At 49.9% G+C, this 12,084-nt stretch carries 10 protein-coding genes and 1 riboswitch; of the genes, 1 reads left to right on the top strand and 9 read right to left on the bottom strand.

The annotated features are described in order from the left end of the window. Positions 1–284: 284 nt before the first annotated feature. The 8 genes from ABWW03_RS12180 to ABWW03_RS12145 form a co-directional block, all read right to left on the bottom strand. A complete protein-coding gene (locus ABWW03_RS12180) occupies positions 285–1,235 on the bottom strand; it encodes a hypothetical protein (RefSeq protein WP_353408611.1) in 951 nt (316 codons plus the stop codon). Between the two features lie 254 nt (positions 1,236–1,489). Next, positions 1,490–2,635, bottom strand: a complete 1,146-nt coding sequence (locus ABWW03_RS12175; protein WP_353408610.1) for a HesA/MoeB/ThiF family protein — start codon at positions 2,633–2,635, stop codon at positions 1,490–1,492. Next, on the bottom strand, positions 2,632–4,233 hold the full coding sequence (gene thiE, locus ABWW03_RS12170) for a thiamine phosphate synthase (protein ID WP_353408609.1): 1,602 nt from the start codon (positions 4,231–4,233) through the stop codon (positions 2,632–2,634). Before thiE ends, ABWW03_RS12175 begins: the two co-directional genes overlap by 4 nt. A gap of 21 nt (positions 4,234–4,254) precedes the next feature. Beyond that, the gene (locus ABWW03_RS12165) at positions 4,255–5,055 is read right to left on the bottom strand and encodes a thiazole synthase (RefSeq protein WP_353408608.1); all 801 of its coding nucleotides are present in this window, start codon (positions 5,053–5,055) and stop codon (positions 4,255–4,257) included. Between the two features lie 5 nt (positions 5,056–5,060). Beyond that, the gene (gene thiS, locus ABWW03_RS12160) at positions 5,061–5,279 is read right to left on the bottom strand and encodes a sulfur carrier protein ThiS (RefSeq protein ID WP_353408607.1); all 219 of its coding nucleotides are present in this window, start codon (positions 5,277–5,279) and stop codon (positions 5,061–5,063) included. A 20-nt stretch (positions 5,280–5,299) separates the two neighbouring features. Further along, on the bottom strand, positions 5,300–6,427 hold the full coding sequence (gene thiO, locus ABWW03_RS12155; RefSeq protein WP_353408606.1) for a glycine oxidase ThiO: 1,128 nt from the start codon (positions 6,425–6,427) through the stop codon (positions 5,300–5,302). Between the two features lie 8 nt (positions 6,428–6,435). Further along, positions 6,436–8,337, bottom strand: coding sequence for a phosphomethylpyrimidine synthase ThiC (thiC, locus tag ABWW03_RS12150; RefSeq protein WP_353408605.1), 1,902 nt, complete (start codon positions 8,335–8,337; stop codon positions 6,436–6,438). A 58-nt stretch (positions 8,338–8,395) separates the two neighbouring features. After that, positions 8,396–8,524, bottom strand: a riboswitch (TPP riboswitch). Positions 8,525–8,741: 217 nt separating this feature from the next. Beyond that, positions 8,742–9,314 (bottom strand): hypothetical protein, encoded by a 573-nt coding sequence (locus ABWW03_RS12145; protein ID WP_353408604.1) that lies wholly within the window; start codon positions 9,312–9,314, stop codon positions 8,742–8,744. A 408-nt stretch (positions 9,315–9,722) separates the two neighbouring features. Here ABWW03_RS12145 and ABWW03_RS12140 point away from each other — a divergent pair, with 408 nt between their 5' ends. After that, positions 9,723–10,049 (top strand): hypothetical protein, encoded by a 327-nt coding sequence (locus tag ABWW03_RS12140; RefSeq protein WP_353408603.1) that lies wholly within the window; start codon positions 9,723–9,725, stop codon positions 10,047–10,049. A 353-nt stretch (positions 10,050–10,402) separates the two neighbouring features. On the opposite strand, the gene mltF is transcribed toward ABWW03_RS12140, so the two are convergent. Further along, on the bottom strand, positions 10,403–11,845 hold the full coding sequence (gene mltF / locus ABWW03_RS12135; RefSeq protein WP_353408602.1) for a membrane-bound lytic murein transglycosylase MltF: 1,443 nt from the start codon (positions 11,843–11,845) through the stop codon (positions 10,403–10,405). Positions 11,846–12,084: the final 239 nt, after the last annotated feature.

The raw sequence follows: 12,084 nt of genomic DNA, 5'->3' as shown, positions 1-12,084 counted from the left end.
GAAGCCTGAATAAGTGGGGGAGACTAATTTCTGAACGGCAAACATTTTTAATTAATACTAATGGCGCAGAGAGAGGCTTTCTATAAGCTGAAATTACTAAATTCAGTCGTGGGAGGGGAAAATCAAATGGGGAGATCAATAATTGATCGGTCATTGCTTGATGCACAGGAAATTGCGCTTACATGGAAAAAAATCTCCGACTACGGTGCTGAACACAAAGCTGGTTCGTGCTTAGAGAGACACTTCTAAGCGTTGAACCGTTGCTTGGTGCAATGGATGATTGCCTAAACCGTTTTCCGAAATTTCATTCTTTGAGCAAAGGTCAGAAAACCCAAGCTCAACAGTACCAAGACGAATGGATTCATCGTTGGCACGGCGTGACTGTCCCCACTTGGCGGTGTCGACGCTGCGCTCACGCGCACTAGCATGGTTGCCCCACTTAAATCGGCGCTGTTCCCACCTGGGGGGTAATCGAAGGGGGTGCCGTCATTAGCAATGCGATTCGACAGGGATTCAAACTGGCTGATGCCGCTGGGGTTACTGACCTTCAGAAGAATTTTAGCCGAGTTGTTGCCCGTTCCTGAAATATCGTAATTTTTATAGTTCAGAGTGCCACTGTTGTTTCCATTGATATCTCGAATGGTGGGTGTTCCCTGAATGAGTTCAAAGCGTGTATTGGTCTGGCTTGAAGACCAGGTGTGGGTAGTAAATTTATGCCCATTGTTGTCGTCAGCGCCCAATAGAAAGTAGAGCTCTGTCGGTAGATTGCCCGCGCTGACGGTATAACGGTTATTAATGGTTTGTTGATCGGCTGGCAAGGTTTCCTTGCTGTTGTGTTGTCCCATGTTGGTACGAAACTGGTCAACATTGTTAAGCGACATGCCGCTGTTGGCAAAGATGGGGTCGGTAAATGATATTGTTCCACTGCTTCCTCGAGCAAAAAATTCCGCATTCAAGCTGATGCTCCCACCACCATTTCCCGTCCAGCTTCCGCTTACGCTGGAAACAAAACCTACATCGGCTGGCCAGGCAAGGCTTTCAAAATCGTGTCCTCCAATATTAATGACCGCTTGTGCTCGACTTTGAATGGAAAATGCCAGAAGCAAAATAAATAAAGTCAGCAACAGGAGGAGGGAACTGATAAAGCCGATTTCCTTTCGATACCTTAGTTGCTGTGCATGAGGGGTGTTATTGGTAAGGTGTGTGGCTGAGGAGCTAGTACTTTTGTTTGGCATTGTTTGCGGGCTTCTGTGGCTTGGGTCGCCTTCGCAGGCGTCTCGTGTAACGTTGAAGCTCCATGATGTTCATCAAAAATGAATGGCTTCTGAATGTTTTTTCAAACTTCAGGATTAGGTGGAAAGTTGGGGTTGTTGATCAGAATTTTATAGAAAAGTCTGGAATGGAGGCGCATTGCAGAATATGGCAATGCTTAAACAAAGATGGATTTTGATGGCGACTTTCGTTGCGCTTTTTTTATTGATGTTTTTATCTAGTTCTTTAGATTGATTCCTCCGACTACGGATACTATGTAAGTATTAATTTGGTTTAGCTTGTTCATGTCTTTTTGATAGAGCTCTACCGCCTTGTCGCTTCTCTGTCCGCTTTGACAGTAAAACACATAATGCTTGTTGGCCTCGGGATTAAACTTGCTTTTTATTTCTTCTAGAGGGAAGTTTAATCCCCCGATGTTATAAGCTTGGTGTTCGTCTTTTGTTCGAACGTCAATTAGCGTCGTTTTTTGGGGGTCGAGTTTTTCAAACCCTTCCCAGCTGATTTTAAATTCTTCATCCAGTTCTGGCTTGTGCCTGCTGAAGTGGTCAGCAGAAAAATCATGATAATTTTTGCTCCCTCGGCACAGTTCGCAATCCGGGGATGGCCGCAGAGTAATGCTGCGACTGGAAATGCCTTGGATAAGATGCAATTGGTTGTGTTCAGATTCCAAAGCAGGCATTCGCATCTGGGCGAGATAATTGATCGCTAGTAGGGCTTGCATATTACCAATGATTCCGGGCATAGCGCCGACAACACCCGCTTCATTGCAATTTGGCGTGTTGGTGAGTTCGGGGTAGAGGCATCGAAAACAGGACCGTTGGGGTTGTATTAAGGCCACTTGGCCTTCAAAACCCAAGACGCTGGCGTAGATCCAGGGAGTTCGATAGTGCGCGCAAATGTCATTGATCAGATAACGGGCGTAGAAGTTATCTGTGCAATCCAAGACAAGGTCACTATGTTTAATGAGTTGGTGTGCATTGTTCGGGTTAAGCGCGGTGTTGAGGCTTTTAATTGTGATATCGCTGTTGCTCGCTCGAAGGCGCTCGGCAGCCGCAGTGGCTTTGTTTCTGCCGATATCATTTTCCTTGAATAGGATCTGGCGCTGGAGGTTGCCTAAGCTAACGGTATCGTTGTCGACCAGCAGCATTTCACCAACACCCGCGGCTGCGAGATACTGCGCCGCTGGGCAACCCAGGCCACCGAGGCCAATGATGAGTACTTTTGCGTGTTTTAATTTGCGTTGTCCTTCGTGAGCAAAGGCGGGCAGCTGGACCTGGCGCAGATAACGTTCCTGTTCCCGCTCACTGAGATGACCGTGCTCTTCAGAGGGAGTGTGTACAAGGTCTGGGTTATGTCCTGTCATGCTGGTTCCGTTTTGACTTTTGCGATTAATTGTAGGAGTTCCTGTGCGGCGGCTTCGGGTTTATCCGCTGCAGTAATCGCCGAAATCAGGGCAATGCCGCTGCAAGTACAGCGTGCAACATCGCTGATGTTGTCATGGTTGATGCCACCAATAGCCACTACTGGACGGTCTTGGCTGTGCGCTAAGGAATCACACCAATACTGCAAACCCTCAAGTCCGTGGGGAACCCAAGGCATTTCTTTGCTCTGGGTCGAAAAAACCGGGCCGCATGCAATATACGATGGATCGATCGCCAGGCAGCGAACCAGCTCGAAATGGTTATGGTTACTGATACCCAGTCGTATTCCTGCTTGGGAAATCGCATTGAGGTCCGCGTTGTCGAGATCTTCCTGGCCGAGATGAATGCCATAGGCGCCGAGTTCAATGGCCAGTTTCCAGTGATCGTTAATAAACAAACGGCATGCGTATTGGCGGGCCAGTGCAATCGATTTTTCGATTTCCTGTTTGAGTTTATTCTCGGGAAGACCCTTGATTCGTAGCTGAATGGTGTGAATGCCAAGAGGAAGTAAGCGTTCAAGCCATTGATAGCTGTCGACGACGGGGTAGAGTCCCAAGGCCTCGGTTTCAGATGCCGCTCGTTCAATGCCCGCATGAGGCCCTATGCAGGCTAAAAACGGAGGTTGGGTTTTTGGAGGGGCGGAACCGCTTAACTCAATATAGTGAGGCCAGTGATGCTTGGGGAAGCCCACCGCGCTGATTGGTCCGGTTTCCTCATTCACGGCTTGCGCATGACGAATGCCTTCAGCCACGGCCATATTGGCGATTACCAGGGCATCGACCATATCGAATCCAAGTGCCACTGCTGACGCAACGCTTGTGGCCAGCGCGCAACCTGTGCCGCGGAGATGTTGTGTGTTCTGTCGGGCTTGTGCCAGCCCAAAGGTATGGTGTTCATGGCTGACGGTGTCACGGACTGTGTTGCTTTCGCTGTGTCCTCCTTTGACATACACCCAGTCGACACCATGTCGATGGAACCACTGCGCCGACGCTTGTATGTCATCGTTGTTGTTAATCCGAACACCGCTTAAGCATGCAGCTTCCGGTAAATTGGGTGTGATGAGGTCGCAATGGGGCAACAGCGATACGATGTTGTCAGCAACTGTTTGGGAGGCTAGGGCGCCGCCACTGCTGGCGACGGTAACGGGATCATAAATAACGGGAATATCAGCAGTAACAGCAAGTACTTCACACAACCATTGCAATTGTTCCGGGCTCGCAATCAAACCAATTTTGATGGCCTGGGGTTTTAGGGCCATGGCGGCATCAAATTGCGCCTGACAGTCTTGTCTGGATGTTGGGGTGCTACTGAGAACAGATTGGGTATTTTGAGCGGTGATGGCGGTGACCACACAGCTTTGGTGAACGTTCATCGCTTGGCAAAAGCGCGCGTCCATTTGTAAACCGGCCAGACCTGAGCTGTCGCTGCCTCCAATACACAATACCACGGGGCGGCTGGCCGATTGCGGTGGTGCTGCGTGACTGAGTGCTTTGCGATTCTTTAGGTCGCTGTGTTGACGATGACGTTTCTCTGCTTGCATGATTTCTCGTTACTCTTGCGGTCAGCGCGTGGGCTCATGTTCTGGATAGTGGTGCCAGAAGGGCGTGCCTAGGGTTGGCGTGCTGGGTTGTGCGGTGTCCTGCTCGGGCATTAGTCCGGCTTCGTATGCCAGGCGTCCGGCGCTGACTGCAAGCCCCATTGCTTTTGCCATCGACTCGGGGTTGTTTGCCTGGGCGACGGCGGTATTCAGCAGCACGCCATCGAAGCCCATTTCCATTGCTTGGCTGGCATGTGACGGAGCCCCAATACCGGCGTCGACAATCAGGGTCGCTTCAGGCAATCGTTGACGAAGCTTGCGTAAGGCATAGGGGTTGATCAACCCTTTGCCTGTGCCGATGGGTGCGCCCCAGGGCATTAGAATTTGGCAACCGGCCGACATTAGCTTTTCACAAAGCACTAAGTCGTCAGTGCAGTAAGGGAAAACCTCAAAGCCTTGGGCGACCAGCTCCTTGGTAGCCTCCAGCAAAGCAAATGGGTCGGGTTGGAGGCTGTAGTCATCACCAATGATTTCAAGCTTTATCCAGTGGGTGCCAAAAAGTTCGCGTGCCATTAGCGCTGTAGTTATGGCTTCCTTGGCGCTGTGACAGCCGGCGGTATTGGGCAGAATATTCAGATCGAGTGATTTTAATAACTGCCAAAACGATTCTCCATCGGCGCCATCGACGGACTGCCTTCTCAGCGATACCGTGACAATGTCGCTTTGGCTGGCCTTAATGGCGTTGCACATGATCTCCGGTGATGGATAAAGGGCGGAACCAATGAGGAGGCGGCTGCTGACTTCACGATCGGCGATCTTCCACATGATGTCTAGCCTCCTTGCATGGGGACGAGTAATTCCAAATCATCGCCTTCTTGTAAGATGATATTGGGGTACTGGCTGCGAGGGACAAATTGAGCGTTCACCGCAACGGCAAATTGCCGGGGCAAAGTTATGGCAGCATCTTCGTTATTCAACGATTCAAAGAAGGCTTGCAAATTAGCCGTCTCGGGGATTTCAACGGCCTTACCGTTCAAAACAATATTCATCGTAGATTCTCTTCTTCATTTCATTGAACAAATTCGGGCGAAGCCGTGTAAAAAAGGGAGCGGCTCAAGGGGGCCATTTCTCCTGAAAATGCAGCCTCATTTTGCCAGCGTCTCACACAAATATCGGCGAGGGCGGGGGCCAATAGAAAGCCGTGACGGAACAGCCCATTGATTTCAGTCAGTCCAGATTGACTCTGGATGCGGGGTTGGTTGTCGGGTAGTGCTGGGCGGCAATTGCTGCGGTTTTCGAGAATGCGCGCTTCGGCAAAACCAGGGTGAATGGCGTACAATGCGGACAGCAGTTCCAGCGCAGAACGCACACTCATTGGGCTATAGTCCTCGGCTTCAATCTGAGTGGCCCCCAGGACATATTCGCGATTGGCTTTGGGCACCAGATACAGGCGATAACGGGGGTGCATTAAGCGCACCATATGTGTTAGTTCCACGTCTTGGGCTTGCACATGGATAAGTTCTCCGCGAACGGCGCGCAAGTCTGGAAGCTGCTGCTTTGCGCCCATACCTCGGCAGTCAAATACATGATCAAATTTTTCTTGACCCGATTCGCTGGTGATACGGCCGGGTGCGATATGATGAACTTTGCACGGGCTTCGCCACTGGATGCCACAACTCTGCAGTGCCTTGGCCATGGTCTGTAATAGGCCGTGATTGTCCAGGCAGGCTTCTCTGGAGAGATACGTCGCTTGTTCAAAACGTTCAGCAAGCTCAGGTTCCAGCTCAGCAATTTGTTGTTTGTTTAAATGGCGAACGCTTTTTGTCTCAGAATCATACTCGCTCAGCTTCGCGCCGAGCTGTCGATTAAATCGTTCGAGGCTCGCTTGATCTTGACGATGAGCAATGACCAAGGTGCCGTTACCTCGCCAAAGATGTTCAGCTTGCCAGACTTTCAGCCATTTTTTCCACAGTGAAAGACTGTGCTGCCCCAATTGGAAAATGCTGTCTTCGGCCGCTTCAAGTTCACTGTAAGGCGCTAGCATGCCCGCTGCGGTGTAGGCTGCTGCTTGGCCAGTGTCTATGGCATCTTGATCGAACAGGGTAATGTCATGACCGGAGTCAGACAATCGCCATGCAAGGCAGCGGCCCATGATGCCGGCCCCGACGATGGCGATGTGTTGTCTCGATTGGTTCATGGATGCGCCTACACCTCGTGATAAATTTCACTGCCGCTGGCTTTGAACTTCTCGGCCATTTCCTCCATGCCAGCTTGTGCAAAATGGGATTCCGGAGACTCAAGCGACTCAGGATGCGCGGCAGCGTAGTCGCGTACTTCCTGGGTAATTTTCATGGAGCAGAATTTAGGGCCGCACATCGAACAGAAGTGAGCAACCTTGGCCGAATCTTTCGGTAAGGTTTCGTCGTGGAATGCGCGCGCGCGATCGGGGTCCAAGCTGAGATTGAATTGATCTTCCCAGCGAAATTCAAAGCGCGCTTTTGACAAGGCATTATCACGCAGCTGAGAAGCCGGGTGGCCTTTGGCGAGATCAGCCGCGTGAGCGGCAATCTTGTAGGTGATGATTCCTTCTTTGACATCGTCCCGATTCGGCAGGCCCAAGTGTTCTTTTGGGGTCACATAACAGAGCATGGCGCAGCCATACCAGCCAATCATCGCGGCACCGATACCGGAAGAAAAGTGATCGTATCCAGGAGAAATATCGGTCACCAGTGGGCCTAAGGTGTAAAAGGGGGCCTCATGACAATGCTTGAGCTGTTCGTCCATATTCTCTTTCACCATGTGCATGGGCACATGGCCTGGGCCTTCAATAAACACTTGTACGTCGTGTTTCCAGGCTATTTGAGTGAGCTCGCCCAAGGTGCGTAGTTCGGCAAACTGAGCGTCGTCGTTGGCATCGGCTATTGAACCTGGGCGTAAACCGTCTCCGAGAGAGAAGGTCACATCATAGGCCTTCATGATCTCGCAGATTTCTTCAAAATGGGTGTAAAGAAAATTTTCTTTGTGGTGTGCCAGACACCACTTAGCCATGATGGAACCACCCCGGGAAACAATACCGGTGACGCGTTTGGCGGTCATGGGAACATAACGTAAGAGCACGCCAGCATGAATGGTGAAATAGTCCACGCCTTGTTCGGCCTGTTCAATCAGCGTGTCGCGAAATATTTCCCAGCTGAGGTTTTCTGCGATGCCATCAACTTTTTCCAACGCCTGGTAAATGGGTACGGTGCCAATGGGGACCGGAGAATTGCGAACAATCCATTCTCGGGTCTCATGAATATTTTTGCCCGTGGACAGATCCATAACCGTATCGCCGCCCCAACGGGTAGACCACACCAGCTTCTCGACTTCTTCCTCGATGGATGAGCTGACAGCGCTGTTCCCAATGTTGGCATTAATTTTTACAAGAAAATTACGACCAATGATCATCGGCTCAGATTCAGGGTGGTTGATATTCGCGGGAATGACCGCGCGGCCGGCGGCAACTTCCGAACGCACGAATTCCGGTGTTATAAATTCCGGCGTGTTGGCCCCAAAACTGTGCCCGGGATGTTGCTGAGTATTGGCTTCGGCAATAGAGGATTTTTCAAGAGCCAGGTTTTCTCGAATGGCGATGTATTCCATTTCAGGTGTGATGATGCCCTGCCGGGCGTAGTGGAGTTGCGTCACATTTTTACCGGATTGGGCCCGCAGAGGTTTGCGTGTGGTATCAAAACGCAGCGCGTCCAGGCCTATATGCTGGGCTCGGTGCTGAGTGTAGTCAGAGCTGAAGGCTGACAATTCATCGCAGTCCTGACGCTCCTGAATCCATGTGTTGCGCAGTGGAGTCAGGCCTTTGCGGACATCTATCGAGATGTTGGGGTCGGTATAGGGTCCGGAAGTATCGTAGATGCGTATTGGAGGGTTCTTTTCCTGGGAGCCGTCTTGTTGTTGGGTTGGGGACTGGCTGACTTCTCGCATGGCCACTTGAATGTCTGACCGACTGCCTTCCACATAGATTTTTTGAGAATTGGGCAGGGGCTTCGTCGACAGGCTGTCGACACTGGCGGATTCACTTAAAAAGGTAACAGGGCTGTTCGGCTTAGACATGTTTTGCTCCAAAAAGAGAAAATACATGCGGCCTGACGGAGGGGAATGACAATACCCCTGGTGAGAATGGCTTGTTTCCTACGCAGGTACTAACCTGTTCAGGTGCTACGGGTTTGGATAATCCATCTCAGCTGTATGGCTGTCTTCGGTAGAGAAGATAATCCACACAGCACCCCGACAAGACGCGTGATGGGGTCCATTCTACTCATTTGAATCGCCAGATCAACTGCCAATGTATTTTTCGTTTGTGTTGATCTGGCGAAGAAGATGACCACTGGCAGCGTGATGTTGGAGTGGCATGGATGGCCGATGAGAGCCAGGCATACATCGTGTTTGCTCTCTAATGAAATTTGAACATGTCTATTTTTGTCATTAAAAACAGCAAACGAAATGTCTGTTTTATGTCAGAGACCAATTCTTAACTCGGTCTCATTCAAGTCGAACCCGGGTGTGTATAAATCCGCAATGAATTCACTTTGACTAACGCCTTCGAGGTTGTAAACAAGGTTCTCACGTTTCCATCGGTCGGAAGCTTCATTGCATTTTATTCCGCCATTGATGTATCTCCCTCGGTGCAAAAAGCGTTCTGAAATTAATATCAGTTTTTGACAGGAAATGCTTTGGTAGCGATATTTTTCGTAGGGTAACAACACCAATTCATAGTTGGCATCTGCACTGAAAACTCGGTATTCATAGCCTCCAAATTTTGCCGAGAGTCGGTAAGGCGGTGTCGAGTTCGCTGATTTTTCTTCTTCGATGTTCAGTGTTTTTTTCTCAGGGCGTTTGGCGACCAGGTAGGCCGTGTCGCCGCGGATGACAACCGTTAGTTGATTGCTCGATAAGGTGTTTAGTGGGATGGCAATGTAGGGCGGTGGTTTGTAAAACAGCCAAAATGCGAAAAGGGCAATGAGTGAAATCAGGGAAAGCAATAGCCCGTATCGTTCATTTGTATTGAGGGAACGGTAAAAGGTTTTCAATAGGGTCGCCCTATGTTCGACAATGTTGTTAGGTGTGTCTAAGCCATTTCCAAATGACTCGCTTTGCGTGCCGTGCTGAGTTGAACAGGCTCACCTATAGAGACGAAATGTATCGTAAAAACTTCAACAGGAGACGCCAAACGCGATCACTTAAGTCTGTGTTGAGGTGAACCGGGTCTTGTGCTTTGACGCGTTATCACTGTGGTTCTTCAGTCGTAGATTCTTTGTTATCTCCAAATTGGGATGAACGTCACAGGGGAGTGTCTGTTTGTTCGCTTCTTGAGCGCCTGAAGACCATTCCATTGCGCAAGGTCAAGCCTGCGATACGTTGTCGCTATAAGTCATTGGATATGAATTGATTTCCGCTTTAAATACTAGTGATTCTCAATTTTGTTTAGGGGGTGTCTTATGAAACCTGTGTATATGGTGCCTCTGTTGATGTTTGCCAGCAGCGCGTTTGCCGCCTGTGATGTGGAAATCGAGGCGAATGACGCGATGCGTTTTGGCAAGGCGGAGATTGCCATAGGTGCCAGCTGTAAAGAGGTGACCGCCAGTATGGCGGCCGGTGCGAACAAGCAATACTTGCCGGTGTGCGACCCTCGTGTGCTGATTTCCACTCAACTTATTGGTGGTGGGGAGGAAACTGAAATAAGCTTTGATTCAAGCAAGCTCCAGCCTGGAGGCGACATACTTTTTCTGCTCCTTTCCCGGTCATTGGGCAATTATGAAAGGTAAGTTTATCTTTAAATAATCTCTGCATTATTCATGAGACTCTTTATTCATGGGACTCTTTGGGCGTCCAGCTCGAGGTGGCCACTGTGTAAATCCATGTGTGTCTACTGGATGTGTGTTCTGCTGCCGGGCTGCGTATGACCGATATGGCCATCGAATGTTGATGGTGTGTTGAGTGCCTTGTGCTGTGGTGCGGAATCAGTTTTTACCTCTCACACTGGCGATCCTTAAGACGCTTGTTGAGAGTTCGACAGGGTCGGAGTTTACGTCGTGCGTTCGTAAGTGTTTTGCGCTCGGAACGGTGCTCAGTGTGAGGCAATTGAGAATGAGCGAGATGGCTAGAGTAACGATGTCTCTTACAGCAATGACATATTCAAATCGCGTTCGTCCTGTTGTAGCTTGACGGCTTCGACTGGTTTGTCTTCGACTTTGTCAGGGCGGTTCTGGGCAATGTTGTCCTGCCATGACAGGATGTCATAGTACTGTTGAATGTTTCGTACGTATTTTACGGGTTCACGACCGCGAGCATAACCGTATTTTAACGTTCGATAGTATTTCTTTTGGCTCAGTAGTGGTAGGCGTTCTTTCACGTCTTCCCAGTGATTTGGGTTGCCGCCTAATCGCTGGGTAAGCACGCGAGCGTCTTCCAGATGCGCGAAACCAACATTGTAAGCCGCCAGGGCGAACCAGGTTCGATCGTCACCTTGGATGCCTTTAGGCAAGCGTTTAAAAATACTCTTAAAGTAACGTGCGCCGCCTTCAATGCTTTGGCTTGGGTCGGTGCGGTCTTTAATGCCCATTTCCCGTGCGGTGGTTTTGGTTAGCATCATTAATCCACGAACGCCGGTGTAGGATTTGGCGTTCGCATTCCAGTGTGATTCTTGATAGCTGATGGCCGCGAGAAGGTTCCAGTCGAGATTGTGTTCCCGCGAGGATTTTTTCAGCATATCCCGCCATTGCGGCAAACGGGTTTGCACCCGACGATAAAACGCAACTGCATCGGTGTAATCCATTTTTTTAATGTGACTGTAATGCTGTGCAGTGAGTTGTTCGAGTTTGCCGTTCTCATAAATATCCTGCATAAATGCAGCTGCGGCATTAAACAGGCTATTGTCCTCGGTATCAGAAAAATTCCATGCGAGTTCGCTGGAATTCGATAAGTCAAACGCAATGCGCACTTCGGGGTACAGGTGGCGACTAATATCAAAAATATTGGAATCAACGACGGCATAGTCGAGGCTGCCATTTTGAACTTTTGAGATCAGATCAATGTTGTCGGTCTCGGCAATTTCATCCCAGCGCAATTCGGGGTGGCTTTGTTGAAGTTGTTTCAGTGTGGCGCTGTGATGACTGCCAAATTCCACTTGAAGAGATTTGTTAATCAGATCTTCAGGGCTTTTGGGTTTCTCCGTGCCTTTTTTATAGATTAAATATTCTTTGACGAAGAGATAGGGGACACCTTGGCGTACCGGATAGAGATGGCGGCGGCTGTTCGCGACCCCCAAGTCAAAACGTTCCTTGGCCACGCCAAATTGAAGTTGGCTGAGATTGGCCGGGCTCACGACCTCGAGATCCACACCAAGAAAGTCAGCAAATTGCCGCAACAGAGCGATATCAAATTCCAAATGCGGGGCAATCTCTTCGCTCCCCTGGCTCCCTTTAATGGCCGCGACTAATGTGCCGCGCTCCTGAATGCGATCCAACTGTGAAGGAAAGTGGCTGCCAAATAGGCACACGGTCAAAAACAGCAGAATCATCCCTCGGCTGCTATGGCGGAGGGCTGTTCGCATTGAAGTCATCGTCGCGCCTCCTTTTGTTGTGAGCTGGATGGGATTAACTTACTGCTGGGCAGCGCCTGCGAACCCAGGGCTGATGAAAACTGTGATGGCCGGGCTGCCAAGGGCTTATGCCCTGAAAGAGATGAAAACCACGCAAACAACAGTCGTATTCATTAGCCGGAACTGCTTCCTAGTTTATCCAAGCTTGGGCTGGCTAACCAGTCTTTGAGAGGCTCCACTTGTGCAAATTTTTGTAGGAT

This window comes from Pseudoteredinibacter isoporae, assembly GCF_040372805.1.
In the GTDB taxonomy this organism is placed as follows: domain Bacteria; phylum Pseudomonadota; class Gammaproteobacteria; order Pseudomonadales; family Cellvibrionaceae; genus Pseudoteredinibacter; species Pseudoteredinibacter isoporae_A.
Note: the sequence above shows the minus strand (reverse complement) of the source record. Positions and strands in the feature narration are given on the sequence as shown.